Raw genomic sequence first — 19478 nt, forward strand, 5'->3', positions numbered from 1 at the left:
GCGGGTTTTCCGGCAAAACTGTTTTTAAACTAGAGACAATTCGAGCTGTTTTTTTCTCAATTAGCGGTTGAATCGACGTCTTGCGGCACAAAATGCGCACAAATTGGGGCAAGATTCCCCATTAGCGGGATCGAAAGTATTGTTGGCCATTCTGCATAAAACTGCGACATTCTGTCCATGGCTGGGCGAGTCGCGCCCTGTCAACCGAACCCCTTTGAGGCCTGTATGTTCATGTCCACTATCAAAGAACCCAGTTTTCGTGAAAGCGTCGACCTGATGTTCAACCGCGCGGTTGCCATCATGGACCTTCCTCCTGGGCTTGAGGAGAAGATCCGTGTCTGCAACGCCACCTATACGGTGCGCTTCGGTGTCCGCTTGCGTGGACAGATCCGGACCTTCACCGGCTACCGCTCGGTTCATTCCGAACATATGGAACCGGTCAAGGGCGGGATCCGCTATGCAATGGCGGTCAACCAGGACGAGGTCGAGGCGCTGGCGGCGCTGATGACCTATAAATGCGCCCTGGTGGAAACGCCCTTTGGTGGCTCCAAGGGGGGCTTGCGCATCGACCCGCGTGAATGGGACGAGCACGAGCTTGAATTGATCACCCGCCGTTTCGCTTATGAGCTGGCCAAACGCGACCTGATCCACCCCTCCCAGAACGTGCCAGCCCCAGACATGGGCACCGGCGAACGGGAAATGGCCTGGATGGCCGACCAATATGCGCGGATGAACACCACCGACATCAACTCGCGTGCCTGTGTGACCGGCAAGCCGCTGAATGCCGGCGGCATCGCCGGCCGGGTCGAGGCAACGGGCAGGGGGGTACAATATGCCCTGCGCGAATTCTTTCGCCACCCCGAGGATGTGGCTATGGCCGGGCTTTCCGGCACGCTTGATGGCAAGCGGGTGATTGTCCAGGGGCTGGGCAATGTGGGGTTCCACGCCGCCAAGTTCCTGCAAGAGGAAGACGGGTGCCGCATCACCGGCATCATCGAGCGCGACGGGGCACTGTTCGACCCGGCCGGGCTCGACGTCGGAGCGGTTCATGCCTGGCTGGCCAAACATGGCGGGCTGGCAGATTTCCCCGATGCCACGCACACCGCCGAGGGCGCTGTGGTGCTGGAAGAGGACTGTGACATCCTGATCCCGGCTGCCCTGGAAGGGGTGATCTCCATGGAAAACGCCGACCGGATCAAAGCGCCCCTGATCATCGAGGCGGCCAACGGTCCGGTCACCGCCGGGGCCGACGAGATCCTGCGCAAGAAGGGCACTGTGATCATCCCGGACATGTATGCCAATGCGGGCGGCGTGACGGTCAGCTATTTCGAGTGGGTCAAGAACCTGTCCCACATCCGCTTTGGTCGGATGCAGCGCCGGCAGGAAGAAGCCCGTCACCAGCTTGTCGTCGACGAACTTGAGCGACTCGACCGCTATCTCGGCGATGCCTGGACAATGACGCCGGATTTCAAGGCCAGGTACCTGCGTGGCGCAGACGAACTGGAACTTGTCCGCTCCGGGCTCGACGACACGATGCGCATTGCCTATCAGTCGATGCGTGAGGTCTGGCACAGCCGTGACGATGTCGAAGACCTGCGCATGGCTGCCTACCTGGTCTCGATCGACCGGGTCGCCGCCAGCTACCGCGCCAAGGGGCTTTAACCGCCCCGCTTTCCGCGCCTGTTTGTCAGGTGTCGCCTCGGCAGTCGAATACCGTTGGCATTCAGCCGCGAGGGGGCAATCCCGTAGCGCGGATTTGTCGTGCCCTGACCTGCATTTGTCGAAAACCCTCCGTCCGTGTCCGGGCATGGTTGCTATTGCTGGACTAACTTGGTTCACTCGCCAAGTTGGATGTTGCCACCAGGGAGGGAACCATGCGCTTTTCTGCGCTGCGCGTTTTGAAAGAGGGCCTGACAGGTAACAAAGGCTGGACACCGCATTGGCGTGATCCCGAACCAAAGGCGGAATATGACGCCGTGATCATAGGTGGCGGCGGTCACGGCCTTTCCACTGCCTATTATCTGGCCAAGAATCACGGGCTGACCAATATTGCCGTGCTGGAAAAGGGCTATCTGGGCGGCGGCAACGTGGGCCGCAACACCACCATTGTGCGCGCCAATTATGGCCTGCCGGGCAATTCCGAATTCTATTCCCATTCGCTCAAGCTCTGGGAAGGGCTCGAGGAGGAACTGAATTACAACGTGATGCATTCGCAGCGCGGTATCATCAACCTGTTCCACTCGGATGGCGCGCGCGATGCCGCCGCCCGACGGGGCAACGCCATGATCAACCAGGGCGACGACGCCATCCTTCTCGATCGAGAAGGTTGCAAGAAACTGTTGCCCTATCTGAATTATGAACAGGAACGGTTCCCTATTTATGGCGGGCTCTATCACAAGCGCGGCGGCACCGCCCGCCACGATGCTGTGGCTTGGGGCTATGCCCGTGGCGCCGACCAGCGCGGCGTCGACCTGATTCAGAATTGCGAAGTCACCGGTATCGACATCGAGGGCGGCAAGGTGGTTGGCGTGCAAACCACCCGTGGGTCAATCAAGGCCAAAAAGGTTGGCATGGTTGCCGCCGGACGCTCAGGGCAGGTGGCGGCAATGGCCGGCATGCGCATTCCAATCGAATCCCACGTCCTGCAGGCCTTTGTCACCGAAGGACTCAAGCCTTGCGTCGATCATGTTGTGACCTTCGGCATGGGCCACTTCTATATCTCGCAATCCGACAAGGGGGGGCTGGTCTTTGGTGGGGATATCGACTTCTACGCCTCCTACGCCAGCCGTGGGAACCTACCCGCTGCCGAACACGTGATTGAGGCGGGCGTCACCCTGATGCCGATGATCGGCAAGTCCAAACTGCTGCGCAGCTGGGGCGGGATCATGGACATGTCGCCCGACGGGTCGCCGATCATCGATCACACTCATGTAGATGGGCTCTACCTCAATACCGGCTGGTGCTATGGCGGATTCAAGGCGGTACCGGCTTCGGGCTGGTGCATGGCGCACCTGATGGCCACCGGTACCCCGCACGAGGCGGCGGCGAAGCTGCGGCTCGACCGGTTCGAAACCGGGCGGGGGCTAATGGATGAGGAGGGCACCGGTGCGCAGCACAATCTACACTAGTCTGTTCGCAGTTCTCCTGACCGCGCCGGCGATTGCCGAGCCTACACTGGGGTGTTTTGCCCGTGACTATTCGGATGCGCACTTGGCGGCGCATCCGGATCAGATTGTTGATCGGATCTGGCTCGAATTCTTCAAGTATCCTCCCGAGGTTTTCGACGGCGACGATCCCTACGCCTCGGTGCGCACCCTGACCGCCAACCAGGGCCATGTCGCGCGGGACGGATTTGGCGGGCAGGTGTTTGACGGCGGGATGTTTTGCTACCCCGATCAGCGGCGCGGCGGTGATGCGTGGAATTGTTCGGTCGATTGCGATGGCGGCTGGTTCCAGATCATCCGCGACGACGGAGAGGTTCTGGAACTTCGCACACGCTACGTGATGGTGGGGGATACAGAAACCTGCGGTGGTGCCATCGATCTTGCCGAACGTCCCCAGCAATTTGTGACCTATCGGCTCAACCGCGTTGATGACGCGGTCTGCGACGCCGTCTGGCCTGACGAGGAAAGCTGACATGCGTATTGACTGTCCCCTGTGCGGGTCCCGCGACCGACGCGAATTTACCTATCAGGGCGATGCCCTGGCATTGGATCGCCCCGACCCCGAGGCCGGGTCGGGTGAATGGAACGATTACCTGCATAACCGCGACAACCCGGCCGGGCCCACCCGCGAGCTCTGGTATCACGAAAGCGGATGCGCCGCCTGGCTGGTGGTCACCCGCGATACCGTCACCCACCAGGTCCATTCCGTTGAATTGGCCCGCGATGTGAAGGAGGCAGGCAAATGAGGCTCTCTTCCGGCGGGTTGATCGACCGCGAAAACCGCATTCGTTTCACCTATGATGGCCACACTTACGAGGGGTTCGATGGCGACACGCTGGCTTCGGCTCTGATGGCCAACGGTCTCAAGGTCCTGGGGCGCAGTTTCAAATACCACCGGCCCCGCGGCGTGATGACCGCCGGGCCGGAAGAGCCCAATGCACTCGTGACCCTTGGGGCGGGACAGGCACAGGAACCCAACCTGCGCGCCACCACGCTGGAGTTGTATGACGGTCTCAACGCGCGCAGCCAGAATTGCTGGCCCTCGGTCAATTTCGACATTCTGGCGATGAATGACCTTGCCGCGCCCTTCTTCAGCGCCGGGTTCTACTACAAGACCTTCATGTGGCCGCGCGCCTTCTGGGAAAAGCTTTACGAGCCGATGATCCGCCGGGCGGCTGGTCTCGGGGCGCTTTCGGGGGATGAAAACACCGACCGCTATGAACGTGCTTTTGCCCATTGCGACGTGCTGGTGATCGGGGCAGGCCCAGCCGGCTTGATGGCCGCTTACGAGGCTGCACAGGCCGGGGCCGACGTGATCCTGGCGGACGAGGATTCGCGCATGGGCGGGCGGCTGAACTCGGATACTACCGAGGTCGATGGCCAACCCGGCAGCGACTGGGCCGCTGAAATGGTGTCCCGTCTGGCCGCGATGGACAATGTTCGCTGCATGCCACGCACCACCGTCACGGGCGCCTATGACACCGGCACTTATTCCGCCATGGAACGGGTGGCGATGCACGAGGCCCACCCCGGCACCGCCCCGCGCGAAGCCTTCTGGCGTATCGTTGCCAAACGCGCGATCCTTGCCGCGGGCAGCCTGGAGCGCCCCATTGCCTTTCAGAACAACGACCGCCCCGGCATCATGATGGCAGGCGCCGTGCGGACCTATCTCAACCGCTATGCCGTGGCGCCGGGCCGCTCGGTCGCAGTATTTGGCAACAATGACAGCGCCCATGACACCGTGCGCGACCTGCAAACCGCCGGGATCCATGTCGCGGCCCTGATCGACAGCCGCCCTGGCGCGAAAACCGATCTCGACGTGCCCTTCTACCAAGGCCAGGTCTGCGGTGCCGAGGGTCGTAAGGCTCTGGAAGCCATCTCCATCGCCACCGCGTCAGGTATCGAAAAGCTGCAAACCGACTGCCTCGCAGTTTCGGGTGGCTGGAACCCGTCGCTGCACCTGACCTGCCACATGGGCGGCCGCCCGGAATGGGATGAGGCCACCGCCAGCTTCCACCCAAATCCCGGCATGGTCCCGGGTCTGGACGCGGTGGGCGCGGCCAACGGCGTATTCTCGACGGCGCAAGCCTTGCAACAAGGCCAGGCCGCTGCGCAAACCGCGCTTTCTGGTCTGGGGATGAAACCGGCTGGCACCAAACTGCCCAAGGCTGAAGACGGACAATATGACATCACCCCAATGTGGTCAGTCCCCGGCAAAGGCCGTGCCTGGCTCGACTTCCAAAACGACGTCACTGTCAAGGACGTGAAGCTCGCCGCGACAGAGGCCTATCGCAGCGTCGAGCATATGAAACGCTACACCACGCAGGGGATGGCCCCCGATCAGGGCAAGAATTCGAACATGGGGGCGCTGGCAGTTCTGGCCGATGCCACGGGGCGCTCGATTCCAGAAACCGGCACCACCACCTACCGGGCACCCTATGCTCCGATGACCATGGCCGCCGTTGCCGCCGGGACCCAGAACAAAGGCTTCGCGCCGGAACGCTTCACCACCTCCCATGCGGCCAGTGAAGAGGCCCCCAAGGTCGAGGCCGGGTTATGGTATCGCCCGTCCTATTTCCCCAAAGCAGGAGAAACCAACTGGCGCCAATCCTGCGACCGCGAAGTGGGCTACGTGCGCAACGCCGTTGGTATCTGCGACGTCTCCACCCTCGGCAAGGTCGACATTCAGGGCCCCGATGCGGGTGAATTCCTCGATTTCGTCTACACCAACATGTTCTCGACTCTGAAAGTTGGTCGCGCCCGTTATGGGCTGATGCTGCGCGAGGACGGCCACGTGATGGACGATGGCACCACCGCGCGCCTGTCGGAAAACCACTACCTGATGACCACCACCACCGCCGCGGCGGGCCAGGTGATGCGCCATCTCGAATTTGTCCGCCAGGCGCTCCGCCCCGACCTTGATGTCCAGATTATCTCGGCCACCGAGCAATGGGCGCAATTCGCCGTCGCCGGACCGAAATCGCGCGAGTTGATCAATGGCCTGCTGGACACACCGATCACGGACGAGGATTTCCCCTTCATGGGCTGCGGCCCCGTCAGCGTGGGCGGCATTAACGCACGGCTGTTCCGCATCTCCTTCTCGGGTGAACATGCCTACGAAATCGCCGTCCCGGCGCGTTACGGCGAAAGCCTGTTCCGCACCCTGCGCGCCCGCGCCGAGGAAATGGGCGGCGGGGCCTACGGGATGGAAGCGCTCAATGTGCTGCGGATCGAAAAGGGCTTCATCACCCATAGCGAAATCCACGGTCGCGTCACCGCCTTCGACATCGGCATGCAGGGCATGATGAGCAAGAAGAAGGATTTCTTCGGCAAAACCGCCAGCCAGCGCCCAGGCCTTATGGACCCGGACCGCGAGCGGCTGATTGGCCTGAAACCCGTAGGTGTTGTGAAGCAGCTCACGGCCGGGGCACACCTGTTCAACGCCGGTGACGAGGCGATCCGCGTCAACGACCAGGGCTATATCACTTCCGTCGGGTTTTCACCGACGTTGGGCCATTTCCTTGGTCTTGGCTTCCTGCGAAACGGCCCCGACCGGATTGGTGAAGAGATCCGCATGGTCGACCACCTGCGCAGGGTGGAAACCACCTGCGAAGTTGTGAACCCCGTGTTCTTTGATCCGGAAGGAGGGCGCGCCCGTGACTGATCTGACCGCCAAAACGCCATGTGAAGGGCTTTTGCCGCAAACCATCGGAACCGTCACCCTGTCCGAGATGGATATTGACGCCATTACCTCCGTCGCGCCCTTCAAAGGGCAGGAAAAAACTGTCTCTGACGCGCTCAAATCCGCCATCGGCGCGGCATTCCCGGCCGCAAACCGCCTAAACGGTAAATCGGGCGGGCGCGTGGTCTGGTCCGGCATGGGGCAGGCGATGGTTCTGGGGGCAACCCCGGGTGACATTGCCGGTGCGGCGCTGACCGACCAGTCCGATGCCTGGACCAGCGTTACCCTCGAAGGCGAGGGGGCCCGCGACGTGCTGGCCCGGCTCACGCCGCTGGACTTGCGCGCAACCCGGTTCAAACGCGGCCATGCCGCCCGGAGTGAATTGGCCCATATGAGCGCGATCCTGATGCGCACCGGCGAAAACCGCTACGACATCATGGTGTTCCGCTCGATGGCGAAAACCCTTGTGCATGACCTGAGCGAGGCGATGCTGTCGGTCGCCGGGCGGCGTGCGCTGGGTTAACCAATGTCCTGACACTTCCTTGCGCCACCGAACGCCAGACAGATACCCGACGGATAGCAGACGGATTCCAGCCCCCTGATTTTAGGTTAATCCACGGTATTAACCCAGCGGGACGGTGCCTTGATTTTTCCCCTGTAACGGCGTTGCCTGTTCACGTACCTAGGGTTCAGACCGTAGTCATTTTCGGAGCCCACATGCGCCCTGTCCTCACTGCCACATTGATCCTTGCCGTCGCCACACCGGCCTTGGCCGAAAGCAAACGCCAACGCGAAAAGCGCTGTGCCGCACAGGCCGACATTATCGCGCAAGCCGTTGAAATGCGTGTGGAAAACAAGGAGAAAGTGGCGGTCACAACCGAACTTGCCGCCGCCGCCAAGAAGAAGATCGCGACCTCGGTGCCGATCCTGGTCGACTATGTTTATTCGCTGGACGAGGCCCTGCTGGAACAGGATATCCGCACCCCGTTCGAAGAACAGTGCAACGGATTCAAGCAGTGATCTTGTTTTAAGGCAGCTTCACCCGCATATTTAACCCATGTCGCTGCCCCCCGGATTCCTTGACGAGCTCCGCTCGCGCACCTCGCTTGCCCAAGTGGTGGGCCGCAAGGTTATGTGGGACTCCCGCAAGTCGAACCAGGGCAAGGGTGATATGTGGGCGCCTTGCCCCTTCCACCACGAAAAAACCGCGTCTTTTCATGTAGATGACCGCAAGGGATATTACTATTGCTTTGGCTGTCACGCCAAGGGTGATGCGATTTCCTTTGTCCGTGAAACCGAGAATGTCGACTTCATGGAAGCAATCCGAATCCTCGCTGGCGAGGCTGGTTTGCCGATGCCAGAACGCGACCCCAAGGCCCAGGAAAAGGCTGATCGGCGCAGCCAACTCATGGAGGTCATGGAACAGGCGGTTCAGTTCTTCCGCCTGCAGCTCAAGACCGGGGCCGGAGCGGCGGCACGCGACTACCTTGACGGGCGCGGCATGCGGCTGGAAACGCAGGAAAAATTCGACATCGGCTTTGCTCCCGAGGGCTGGCAAAACCTGTGGGATCACCTCAAGGGCAAGGGCGTTGAGGACCAGTTGATCCTTGAGTGCGGCCTTGCCAAACCCTCGACCAAACAGGGCGGCCGCCCCTATGACACGTTCCGCAACCGCATCATGTTCCCGATCCGCGATGCCCGTGGCCGCTGCATTGCTTTCGGTGGCCGGGCGATGGACCCAAATGACAACGCCAAGTATCTGAATTCGCCCGAAACCCTGCTGTTCGACAAGTCCCGCACGCTCTACAATCACGGTCCGGCGCGAGAGGCCGCCGGCAAGGGTCAACCCTTGATCGTGGCCGAGGGCTACATGGACGTCATTGCCCTTTCCGAGGCCGGGTTCGGCGCTGCTGTAGCACCCCTTGGCACTGCTGTGACCGAACACCACCTGGCGCTTCTCTGGCGTATTGCTGAGGAACCGCTGATCGCGCTTGATGGTGACATTGCAGGCCTGCGCGCCGCCATGCGCACCATCGACATTGCCCTGCCTCTGCTCGAGGCGGGCCGGTCCTTGCGGTTTGCCATCATGCCCGAAGGGCAGGACCCCGACGACGTGATCCGCAGCGGCGGGGCAGGGGCGGTTCAGGCCCTTCTCGACAAGGCCATGCCGATGGTTGATCTGCTCTGGCAACGCGAGATCGAGGGCAAGGTGTTCGACAGTCCCGAACGCAAGGCCGCGCTCGATAAGGCACTGCGCGACAAGATAAAACTCATTGCCGACCCCTCGATCCGCCAGCATTACGGCCAGGCGATCAAGGATATGCGCTGGCAGCTTTTCAACCCGCGCCGCAACACGCCCAGTCGGGGCAATTGGCAGAACCGCGCGCCGCAGGTCGAAACCTCCACTCGCCATTCGATCCTGGCCGGGCAAAGCGTTGCCTCGCAATTGTCAGCCATCGACGAGGACCGGCTGGATCACCTGCGCATCTCGGTCATTCTCGCGGTGCTTCTGAAGCATCCCAAGCTTGCCGCCGAATTCGAAGGCGACCTCTACGCGCTGGAGGTGTCCGAGCCTGCCTATACCGCCCTGCGCGACACCGTGCTGAACCTTGCCTCCGCCCGCGACGACAAGGAAATCGAAACCTTCCTTGCACAGATTGATCCGGCGCATGTTGAAAAGTTGATGGCGCAATCCCATCTCGCCGTGGTTCCGGCGCTGAAACGGCCTGATGACGGCGAGCTGGCCCGGCAAACGGTTCTTGAGGAACTGACCAAATACAAGGCCCGCCTGGCCCGTCGCGCCGAGGTGCAAGAAGCCGAGGCCGATATCGGTGAGGTTGCCGACGAGGCGCTGACATGGCGTTTGCATCAGGCCGCCGAGGCCCGAAACCGCGCCGAGCATGGCCAGCAAGAGGACAAGACCCAATACGACATCGGTGACAACGGGGCCCGAATCAATCGTGAGGAACGCGATGCCTTCGACGCCCTTCTCGACCAGATCGGACATGCCAAACGGCAACAATGACACATCGCGGTGACGAAACCGTAAAGAAAACAGGGTAAACGGGTGGCCGAATCACTTTCTCAGGCCTGATGATTCGGCCTCTCGCGAATCACCCGCGAATCAGTTACTAGGTAACGACGCCCCAACGTGACCCAGCAGGAGCATTCCATGGCCGCCAAGGACACCGAAGATCGCAAGCCCGACGACCAGGAGCCGCAGACCTCGCTTGATATGAGCCAGGCCGCGGTGAAAAAGATGATCGCCGAGGCGCGCGAGCGGGGCTACATCACCTATGATCAGCTCAACCAGGTGCTGCCGCCCGATCAGGTTTCGTCCGAACAAATCGAAGACGTGATGTCGATGCTCAGCGAAATGGGCATCAACATCATCGAGGACGAAGAGGCCGAGGAAGAAGAGAACAAGAACACCGAGCTTGTCGCCGCCGGTCAGAAGGGCGAACTGACGCTCGGGTCGGGAACCGCCGAAAAGCTGGATCGCACCGACGACCCGGTGCGCATGTACCTGCGCGAAATGGGCAGCGTCGAACTGCTGTCGCGCGAGGGTGAAATCGCCATCGCCAAGCGGATTGAGGCCGGCCGCAACACCATGATCGCCGGGCTTTGCGAAAGCCCGCTGACCTTCCAGGCGATCACCATCTGGCGCGACGAACTTCTGTCCGAAGACATCCTTCTGCGCGATGTAATCGATCTTGAAACCACTTTCTCGGGCCAATTGGGCGAGGAAGAGGAAGAGGAAGAGCCTGTCGCCACGGCCGCCAACGTCACCTCGGCCCCCAAGAAAGAGGCCGAGCAGGAACTGGATGCCGACGGCAACCCGATCTCCAAGGAAGATGACGACGACGACGAGGACGAGCAGGCCAACATGTCGCTCGCCGCGATGGAAGCTGCGCTGAAACCGCGGGTTCTCGAGATGCTCGACCGCATCGCCGACGACTATGTGCAACTCTCCGAAATGCAGGACAGCCGGATTTCGGCCACCCTGAACGAAGACGACTCCTTCTCGAAGAAGGAAGAAAAGACCTACCAGAAGCTGCGCGCCGAGATTGTCGAGCTGGTGAACGAGCTTCACCTGCATAACAACCGGATCGAGGCCCTGATCGATCAGCTTTACGGCATCAACCGCCGCATCATGCAGATTGACTCAGCTATGGTGAAACTGGCCGACCAGGCCCGGATCAACCGCCGCGAATTCATCGAAGCCTATCGCAGTCGCGAACTTGACCCGACCTGGCTCGATGAGATGTCCCAGAAACCGGGGCGTGGCTGGCAGATGTTCATCGAACGCTCGACCGACAAGGTCGAGGAACTGCGCGCCGACATGGCCCAGGTCGGCACCTATGTCGGCCTAGATATCCCCGAATTCCGCCGCATCGTGCAGCAGGTCCAGAAGGGTGAGAAAGAGGCACGTCAGGCCAAGAAGGAAATGGTCGAGGCCAACCTGCGCCTGGTGATCTCGATTGCCAAGAAATACACCAACCGCGGGCTGCAATTCCTTGATCTCATTCAGGAAGGTAATATCGGGTTGATGAAGGCGGTGGACAAGTTCGAATACCGTCGCGGCTATAAATTCTCGACCTACGCGACCTGGTGGATCCGTCAGGCGATCACCCGCTCGATCGCCGATCAGGCCCGCACCATCCGTATCCCGGTTCACATGATCGAGACGATCAACAAACTGGTCCGGACCGGCCGCCAGATGCTGCACGAAATCGGCCGCGAGCCGACGCCCGAGGAACTGGCCGAAAAGCTGCAAATGCCGCTTGAGAAGGTCCGCAAGGTGATGAAGATCGCCAAGGAACCGATCTCGCTCGAAACGCCGATTGGCGACGAAGAGGACTCGCAGCTTGGCGATTTCATCGAGGACAAGAATGCCGTGCTGCCCTTGGACAGCGCCATTCAGGAAAACCTCAAGGAAACCACCACCCGCGTGCTCGCCTCGCTCACACCGCGCGAAGAACGTGTCCTGCGCATGCGCTTCGGCATCGGCATGAACACCGACCACACACTGGAAGAGGTCGGTCAGCAGTTCTCTGTGACCCGCGAGCGCATCCGCCAGATCGAGGCCAAGGCTTTGCGGAAGTTGAAACATCCCTCGCGGAGCCGGAAGCTGCGGAGTTTCCTGGATCAGTGACGGTATGGCCGTTTAAAACGGCGCTCAATTTGTCGCGGTTTTTTCTACGGCAGATTGATCGTACCGGACTGTCCCGGGTATTGCGCTTTGCTATTGTGCTGCCAAGAGATATCCAAGGTTACAGGTATATCGAACGTTTTAGATAGTATCGCGATGCTTTTGCAGGCGCGGTTGGCGTCCACTCCTTGAAAAGAGAAACCGGCGCTTTCGACAGGACGATAACCATTTTCAACGCGGGAGCCATGCACGAATTGGAGGTTCAGCATTTTGTCCAGTTCTTCCATTTTCGCAACGCTCGAAGCAATCACAAGCAGCTCTTCCAAGATATCGTTCCAATAGTGAGCCTTAGTCGCGCGCCCATTGATATGGGCTAAGCTAATTGTCGTGAAACTAACATTCGGGGTGTCTTCCAAACCGAAATTCAGCTTCAAGCTTGCTTCAGAGTGTGTCTGCGATTTAGAGGGGTGCTCACTTTTTAATGCAGAGTGTTCTGCAATAATTCGATCCAGTACAATAGCCGGCGTGTCTTCGAAGGGCACCGCTAGTTCCTTTAGGTAGGAATACGCGGTCCGTGAAATTTCAATGGTTTTCATGGCGAATCTCCTTATCAGATTTGCTGCATCATATCAGATATGTGATGGTCGTCAATATCTGATACATATCTGATTTGAGGGGTGTGCATAAAAAGTGTAGAGTGCACATCCTGCCCTCACCCTCCGACCTTCCAAAACCCACTAGCCCCATCGCCCCAAAACCGGCAAACTCCCCGAAACGGAGGTCCGCCCATGTCGCTTTTGTCAAAACTCTTCGGGGGAAAGCCCCAGGCCCAACAACAAGCCGAACCGGAACTCTACAAGGATTTCGCGATCTTCCCTGAACCCTCCAAGGAAGCTCATGGCTACCGCATCGGCGCGCGGATCGAAAAGGAGGTGGGGGGCGATCTGAAAATCCACCAGATGATCCGCGCCGACACCTATGGCGGCGAAGGCACCGCGATCGAGGCGTCGCTGAGCAAGGCCAGGCAGTTGATTGATGAGCAGGGTGAGAAGATTTTTCGCTGAGGGAACGCGCAACCGTCCGCCCAAATCCGAAACTTGATTTGATAAGCCACCCAAGCGGCCTACATTTGTAGGGTAACGCAGTTCCGGGAGGTTCCCATGCGCATATTTGCAGCCGCCACACTTGCCGCGACCCTGCTCGCCCCCACCGCCAACGCCTATACCGCCATCAACGGCCTGACGGTCAATCCCGTTGCGAACGGCTATGAGGTGATCGCCCGCGCCGGGTCGGGACCACGGCAATTCTGGTGCGCGGCGGCGCAATATGCTCGCGCCAAGGGGGCAGGGCCGACGCAGAGGGTCTATATCTCGAAGGGCTACGGCCCCAGCACCACCCAACAGGGTCGCCGCGCCGTAACCTATACCATCGCCCCGTCTGGCGCGCTTCTGCCCGGTACCCGCCCCGGCGATAACGGCAATTATTCCGTGTCGATCCGCACCCCCGGGTTCAATCTCAGCGTCGGCCATGCCGAGGGGTTCTGCTCGGATGTTTGGGAAGAATTGACGGAACGCTGGCCGTTTCACTGAACCTTGCCCATGTTGAATTGCTGGCGCATTCTGCGCCCATGCAGACCACATTCCACATCTCGACCCGCGGCCAGGGACTCTACGAGTTTACTCGCGATGTCATCCGCTGGACGGCGGGGCAGGGCGACGGCCTTTTGACCCTTTTCGTTCGTCACACTTCCTGCAGTCTGGTGATACAGGAAAATGCCGATCCCGAGGTTCAGACCGACCTGCGCAATTTTTTCCACCGGCTGGTGCCGCCGACGACTGATCCGTCGATGTCCTATCTGACCCACACCTATGAGGGCCCCGACGACATGCCCGCCCATATCAAGGCGGCAATGATGCCGGTCAGCCTGTCAATCCCGGTGGCGCAAGGCAAACCGGTCCTTGGCACCTGGCAGGGGATCTATTTGTTTGAACATAGAAATGCGCCGCACGGGCGAACCGTGGCAGCGCATTTCCAGACGTAGCACGTTCCAATCCGATCTTGGGTTTGAACGTAATGCGAACGAAACAGTGAAATGAAATGGGTGCCCCGACAAGTCACCCTAACCTGGCAATCTGTCGAGGCGCCTTTGTGCATGACCGGCTTTGGGATTGCCAGTTGGATCTACCCTAACACCCCGGTTGCTGCGCAACATGGGAACAGTTCTGCAACATTCCCACTTGTCCGTATCTTGGGGTCGCAAATGCCCTCTACCCAAACCCTAGCGGCTCCCCTATAGTGCCTGTGGATAACTGGGGCCACAGACCCCAGACCCGAGGCAGAGAATGAAAAGAAGGGGGACGGCCATGCGCTGCCCGTTTTGCGGTAACATCGACACCCAAGTGAAAGATTCCCGGCCAGCCGAGGACCACGTGTCCATCCGGCGGCGCCGTTTTTGCCCGGCCTGTGGGGGCCGGTTCACCACCTATGAACGTGTGCAGCTGCGCGATCTGGTGGTGATCAAATCCAACGGCCGGCGCGAGGATTTCGACCGCGAGAAGCTGGAACGCTCGATCCGCATCTCGATGCAGAAACGCCCGATCGAGCCGGACCGGATCGACCAGATGATCTCGGGCATTGTCCGGCGACTGGAAAGCATGGGCGAGACGGATATCCAGTCCAAGGTCATCGGCGAAATCGTGATGGAGACTCTGGCCCGGATCGACACCGTCGCCTACGTGCGATTTGCCAGCGTTTACAAGAACTTCCAGGCCGCAGACGATTTCGATAAATTCGTCTCGGAGCTGCGTCCCGACGTCAAGCCGGAAGAGTGAGCGCAGATCACCACCGATACATGGCCCATGCCTTGGCACTGGGCCGGCGCAGGATGGGACAGACATGGCCCAATCCCGCTGTCGGTTGTGTGATCGTTAAGGATGGCCGCATCGTTGGGCGCGGGGTGACTGCGCCCGGTGGTCGGCCCCATGCCGAGCCGCAAGCGCTGGCTCAGGCCGGCGCGTCGGCGCGGGGGACCACGGCCTACGTGTCGTTGGAGCCTTGCGCCCATCACGGCGAAACTCCGCCCTGTGCTGCGGCCCTGATCGATGCCGGGGTCGCGCATGTGGTGGCACCGCTGGCCGACAGTGATCCGCGCGTTTCGGGGCAGGGGTTTGCGATGCTGCGCGATGCCGGCATCAAGGTGACGACCGGTGTTCTGGCGGATGAGGCCGCCCGCGACCACGCCGGGTTCTTCCTGCGCACGGAACAGGGGCGCCCTTTCGTGACCCTGAAACTGGCCTCCAGCTTCGATGGCCGCATCGCCACTGCCACAGGTGAAAGCCAGTGGATCACCGGGCCGCAGGCGCGGCGCATGGTTCACGCGATGCGCGCCTGCCATGATGCGGTGATGGTGGGCGGCGGCACGGCACGGGCCGACGATCCGTCGCTTACCGTGCGCGACATGGGGGCCGAACGCCAGCCGGTGCGCATTGTCGTGTCGCGCAGACTCGACCTGCCAATGATGAGCCGCCTTGCGCGTTCTGCCCGCGAGATACCGCTCTGGCTTGCCCATGGCCCCGATATCGACCCTACCCTGCACGAGGCCTGGGAGGGTATCGGCGCACGATTGATCCCCTGCGCGGTCTCAGCCGGGCAATTGGATCTGACTTCGGTGCTGCAGGAGTTAGGGCGTGCCGGCCTGACCCGGGTGTTTTGCGAAGGTGGCGGCGGGCTGGCCGCGTCGCTTTTGGTTTCGGACCTGGTCGACGAGTTGGTGGGTTTTACCGCCGGTCTTGGCATTGGTGCCGAGGGATTGCCTGCGATTGGCGGTCTGGGTTTGGCTCATCTTTCGGACGCCCCACGATTTGCCCTGCGCGACACCCGCCCGATTGGCGATGATGTGCTGCATATCTGGCAGCGCAGTTAAGGCGGGATTCTCGCCCACTGCCACGCGACATACGGAAAACTCTGGAAAATTTGCCATCGCGTCATTTTGTACGCGCTTCGCGTTACGTCAGTTAAGTCTTTCGCAAAACAGCATAATCCTCAGATTGCGGATGTTGGCACCCGCAGGAAACCCGGCCGGCGGGGATATTTTTATTTCAAATTCGGGTATCTCTATGTATTAATCTGTCAGGAATTGCTGCGGTCCATTGCCACCACTGTCGTGGCCGGGGTGCGCAGCGTGATTGTGGGGTCGTAAACCGACCCGCCAACGGAGGACTAGCATGCGTATCAAGACACTCGCCAAAGGGGTCGTTTCGGCCGCTGCGCTCAGCGTGGCGCTGTTGGGCCCGGCACAGGTTGGACCGGCTCAAGCCCAGAGCCTGGCCGGCACCGGAGACTGGCTCAAATCCTTTACCAGCCCCAGCTTTTTGGGCGGGGTCAAGGAAGACCCGGGTGTCGAAGCGCTGACGGCGTGGACCAAGCTGATGTTCGATCCGGACATGATGAACGCCATGCTCAAGACATCCGTCGCGCTGGCTGACCCGGAGGTGATGACCGCCTGGATGAAGGTGGCGCTCAACCCCAATATGCTGAACGCTCTGGTCAGCCTGGGCGATCCACAGCTTCTGGCACCGGTGATCAGCGCACTGTTTTCGCCCGCTACGCTCGAGGCCGTCCTTGCCATGGCCAGCCCCGAAATGATGACGACGATGGTCAATTTCATGATCAATCCCTCTGTCTGGGAAGCAATGATCAAGATGGCTAACCCGGAATTGATAACCTCGATGCTGAAGATGGCGTTTGATCCGGACATGATCGGCATGATCATGAAATTCGCCGATCCAGAAATGCTGACCAGCTATGTCAGCTTCATGACCGATCCGAAATTCATGAGCGGCATGATGAAGATGATGGACCCGGCGCTGATGACCCAGATGGCCACAGCGATGTTCCAGATGACCATGGGGCTGGGCGGGGTTCTGGGCGACAGCAACTGATCGCCAGAGCTGGTCTGAACGCGAGATTTACGAGATGAAGAAGGAAGGCAAGACGATGAAACCCTTGCACAAGATTTTTGCAGCCGCCCTTTCGGCGCTGATGGTGATGGCGGCCCCGCTGGCGGCACAGGATGACGACTATGGCGGGTACGACAACTCGACTTCCTATGCCGGCGCGGATGCCGGGGTCGGGATCAACTGGATGCCGCAAGGCGGGTTCAGCCTGAAAATTCCGTTCCTCGGGACGCCTGAGCCGAACACCACCGTGGAAAACGTGATGTCGGCCAATGCCAAGATGATCATGATGCAGGGCATGATGGCGGGTAACCCGATGTCACTCAGGCAGTCGATCTCGATCATGGTGGCCAAGAAACGCGTCGCCGACGGGCTCTCGCTGGAAGACGTGGTCGAGTCCATGGACCTGCGGGCCAACCTTTTGAACATGAAGAAGGTTGGCCATTCGACCCCCTGGAAGGTGATCGAAGCCACCACCGGTGAGCCCTCGCCGAAGCTTGAGATGATCAGCTATTGCGACATCCCGACGATGCGCGACATCCTCAATTACGTTCCCGAGTTCTCGGTTTTCGTGCCCTGCCGGATTTCTGTGCTGGAAGATGCCGAGGGCAACCTGTGGATCATGACACTGGATTGGGACGTGCGCTGGATGGATACCTCGCCCAACCCGAACAAGATTTCGCCAGAACTGCGGGAAAAGGCGCTGATGGTGCGCGAGAACCTCGAAAGCATCATGGAAGCAGGCGCCAACGGCGACCTGTGACCTGACACGTACAGCTCACATGGGGCAGTGAGCGGAAACCCCGGCGCCGACGGAGGACGCGGCACCGGGGTTTCCTTATTTCGGGTGGCCTCAAGAGCGGTCGTTGCTCCATTTCGCAGCGAAGGTCTGCTTCGAGCCCAAACTTAGCCTTGGTGCTATCTGCAGAAACCTTCACGAAGGGCGGATTCCAGACATTCTCTGCGGGCGCACGGTAGACCAATCTGAATCTGGAAAGCAGCCATTCAGGCTGAAGAAATCCGACTGATTGCGTCAGATGTCGGCAAAGAGCCCAACGTTAACCGTTGCTGCATCTTGAAGTAATAACTGCTTTGCGGCGGTTCGAATAGTGAACGCCGGTTCCAAGAGGTCGCCAAGAGAAAGCGCCAAGTATGAACCCACCTGCGTCGGCGACTTGGCATCAAAATATGATGGTAGTCAGGAATTCATTTGATGATTTGCTTCTTCTTCCGAGAGAAAGTGTAATCCGAGAGGTCGATGTCAGTGTATTCGTGTTTGTGAGTCTTATCCCTTCGGCTCTGCCTACGGCTAAGTAGACGAGTGAGGGCGCCAATTGCGCCGGAGTATTTAGTAACAATCAAAGCAGTCGTAAGATTGACACCCAAATACCGGGCGAGGTCATATTGTATTCGGGCGCGTAACGAGTCATTAACAATAGGGGATTTTCGAGCGCGTTTTTTGGGGGCCCAAAAGTGTCAAAGCTGAACTATTGGTCATTGTTTGTCTGCTTTTTTTTGCCATTAGTGTTGGCTTTTTGCGGACCCGCGCAGGCGCAAACCGCGACAATCACTGCACTGACTGGTCAGTCATGCGTTGCTGAACGTGCGGGCGGGTCCCGGTCTTGTGTTTCCAATGATTTCGCTACGATTTTGTCTTTTGACCAACCGGCGGCTACTGCGCTTGCCAATTGCCGAGCTGGTTCTGTTGTTTCGGTCGATGTTCTTGCCGAAGTGACCAGCGGAAGCGCCCAAAGATATGATATCGGGCTTTTTGTGGGTGAAGAGGGGCAAGTGCCGGCTGATGCAGCGACGGGCTCAACGTGTTCTCTTGGGCTTTTCCCAACCTCCCCCAACCCTTTCTTGGCGCTCGATTTTGATACTTGTGGCGATTTTCAACTTAGCTCAACTGCGATTCTTGAAGTTCAAAGCGTCAATGTTCTGTGTACGCCTGCGGCGGGAACGAACCTTCTATCAGTTCCTTACACTCTTGTTTTCAACAACCGCGCTGATGGTAACACCTGTACGGCATCAAACATAACTGCTGGAACCAACGCGAAATGCATCAAATCTTCGGCAGCGACTTTGACCGGTGTCGAAGTCAACGGATACGTGACGATAACCAAGCAAACCGACCCGGACGGTGATGCCGCTAGTTTCGATTTCGCGGCGAGTTCATCGGCAACCGTGACACCGGCATCGGCGTCGTTGGGCGATGGCGGCTCTCAGACCTTCCTTGTTCCGTTGAGCGGGACGGGCTCCAGAACACTTACAATCACCGAAGCGGCGTTGGCAGGATGGGACTCTACGGCTTCAATTTCCTGCACCGATCCGTCGGGTGGCAATGCGACTTACGTGACTGTGAGCAACGCCACGCGGACAATTGAGGCTTCTCTGGATGCCATCAATTATGGCGCGGTCTGCACCATTACCAATTCGAAAATTCAGAACGCTGATCTTGTGACGGTGAAGACGCTTGCATCGGGGGATGCGACGCCTGCGGAGGGCGACACTGTGACGTATCTGAT

The 19478-nt window shown here is 59.7% G+C and carries 18 protein-coding genes; 17 read left to right on the plus strand and 1 reads right to left on the minus strand.

Annotation, left to right across the window (positions count from 1 at the left end; translation table 11 throughout):
• Positions 1–231 precede the first annotated feature (231 nt).
• The 9 genes from RXV86_RS21630 to rpoD all read left to right on the plus strand — a co-directional run bounded on the left by RXV86_RS21630 (position 232) and on the right by rpoD (position 12001).
• A complete protein-coding gene (locus tag RXV86_RS21630) occupies positions 232–1662 on the plus strand; it encodes a Glu/Leu/Phe/Val dehydrogenase (RefSeq protein WP_316302636.1) in 1431 nt (476 codons plus the stop codon).
• Between the two features lie 212 nt (positions 1663–1874).
• The gene (locus RXV86_RS21635) at positions 1875–3128 is read left to right on the plus strand and encodes a sarcosine oxidase subunit beta family protein (RefSeq protein ID WP_316302637.1); all 1254 of its coding nucleotides are present in this window, start codon (positions 1875–1877) and stop codon (positions 3126–3128) included.
• Positions 3106–3636 (plus strand): hypothetical protein, encoded by a 531-nt coding sequence (locus RXV86_RS21640; RefSeq protein ID WP_316302639.1) that lies wholly within the window; start codon positions 3106–3108, stop codon positions 3634–3636. The genes RXV86_RS21635 and RXV86_RS21640 overlap by 23 nt, the downstream gene beginning before the upstream one ends.
• Before the next feature lies 1 nt (position 3637).
• Entirely contained in the window at positions 3638–3910 is a 273-nt protein-coding gene (locus RXV86_RS21645) for a sarcosine oxidase subunit delta (protein ID WP_316302640.1), read from the plus strand.
• The gene (locus RXV86_RS21650; RefSeq protein ID WP_316302641.1) at positions 3907–6828 is read left to right on the plus strand and encodes a sarcosine oxidase subunit alpha family protein; all 2922 of its coding nucleotides are present in this window, start codon (positions 3907–3909) and stop codon (positions 6826–6828) included. The genes RXV86_RS21645 and RXV86_RS21650 overlap by 4 nt, the downstream gene beginning before the upstream one ends.
• Positions 6821–7369 (plus strand): sarcosine oxidase subunit gamma family protein, encoded by a 549-nt coding sequence (locus RXV86_RS21655; protein WP_316302643.1) that lies wholly within the window; start codon positions 6821–6823, stop codon positions 7367–7369. Before RXV86_RS21650 ends, RXV86_RS21655 begins: the two co-directional genes overlap by 8 nt.
• Before the next feature lie 194 nt (positions 7370–7563).
• Positions 7564–7866, plus strand: a complete 303-nt coding sequence (locus RXV86_RS21660) for a hypothetical protein (RefSeq protein WP_316302644.1) — start codon at positions 7564–7566, stop codon at positions 7864–7866.
• Positions 7867–7903: 37 nt separating this feature from the next.
• Positions 7904–9871 (plus strand): DNA primase, encoded by a 1968-nt coding sequence (gene dnaG / locus RXV86_RS21665; RefSeq protein ID WP_316302645.1) that lies wholly within the window; start codon positions 7904–7906, stop codon positions 9869–9871.
• A 147-nt stretch (positions 9872–10018) separates the two neighbouring features.
• Complete coding sequence (rpoD, locus tag RXV86_RS21670; protein WP_316302647.1) at positions 10019–12001, plus strand: RNA polymerase sigma factor RpoD; 1983 nt, start codon at positions 10019–10021, stop codon at positions 11999–12001.
• 44 nt (positions 12002–12045) lie between these two features.
• On the opposite strand, the gene RXV86_RS21675 is transcribed toward rpoD, so the two are convergent.
• Positions 12046–12594, minus strand: a complete 549-nt coding sequence (locus tag RXV86_RS21675) for a hypothetical protein (RefSeq protein WP_316302648.1) — start codon at positions 12592–12594, stop codon at positions 12046–12048.
• Positions 12595–12786: 192 nt separating this feature from the next.
• Here RXV86_RS21675 and RXV86_RS21680 point away from each other — a divergent pair, with 192 nt between their 5' ends.
• The 8 genes from RXV86_RS21680 to RXV86_RS21715 form a co-directional block, all read left to right on the plus strand.
• Positions 12787–13062: an HlyU family transcriptional regulator gene (locus RXV86_RS21680; protein WP_316302649.1), complete on the plus strand. Its 276-nt coding sequence runs from the start codon at positions 12787–12789 to the stop codon at positions 13060–13062.
• A 96-nt stretch (positions 13063–13158) separates the two neighbouring features.
• Complete coding sequence (locus RXV86_RS21685; RefSeq protein WP_316302650.1) at positions 13159–13587, plus strand: hypothetical protein; 429 nt, start codon at positions 13159–13161, stop codon at positions 13585–13587.
• A 38-nt stretch (positions 13588–13625) separates the two neighbouring features.
• Positions 13626–14039, plus strand: coding sequence for a secondary thiamine-phosphate synthase enzyme YjbQ (locus RXV86_RS21690; protein ID WP_316302651.1), 414 nt, complete (start codon positions 13626–13628; stop codon positions 14037–14039).
• A gap of 322 nt (positions 14040–14361) precedes the next feature.
• On the plus strand, positions 14362–14829 hold the full coding sequence (gene nrdR / locus RXV86_RS21695; RefSeq protein ID WP_316302652.1) for a transcriptional regulator NrdR: 468 nt from the start codon (positions 14362–14364) through the stop codon (positions 14827–14829).
• Positions 14826–15920, plus strand: a complete 1095-nt coding sequence (gene ribD, locus RXV86_RS21700; RefSeq protein WP_316302653.1) for a bifunctional diaminohydroxyphosphoribosylaminopyrimidine deaminase/5-amino-6-(5-phosphoribosylamino)uracil reductase RibD — start codon at positions 14826–14828, stop codon at positions 15918–15920. The genes nrdR and ribD overlap by 4 nt, the downstream gene beginning before the upstream one ends.
• Positions 15921–16221: 301 nt before the next feature.
• Positions 16222–16938, plus strand: coding sequence for a hypothetical protein (locus RXV86_RS21705; RefSeq protein WP_316302654.1), 717 nt, complete (start codon positions 16222–16224; stop codon positions 16936–16938).
• Positions 16939–16972: 34 nt separating this feature from the next.
• The gene (locus RXV86_RS21710) at positions 16973–17716 is read left to right on the plus strand and encodes a DUF302 domain-containing protein (protein WP_316302655.1); all 744 of its coding nucleotides are present in this window, start codon (positions 16973–16975) and stop codon (positions 17714–17716) included.
• A gap of 710 nt (positions 17717–18426) precedes the next feature.
• Positions 18427–19478: hypothetical protein (locus RXV86_RS21715; RefSeq protein ID WP_316302656.1), on the plus strand; the 1052-nt coding region annotated here is incomplete at its 3' end.

This window comes from Aliisedimentitalea sp. MJ-SS2, assembly GCF_032586155.1.
Taxonomy (GTDB): domain Bacteria; phylum Pseudomonadota; class Alphaproteobacteria; order Rhodobacterales; family Rhodobacteraceae; genus JAWHTC01.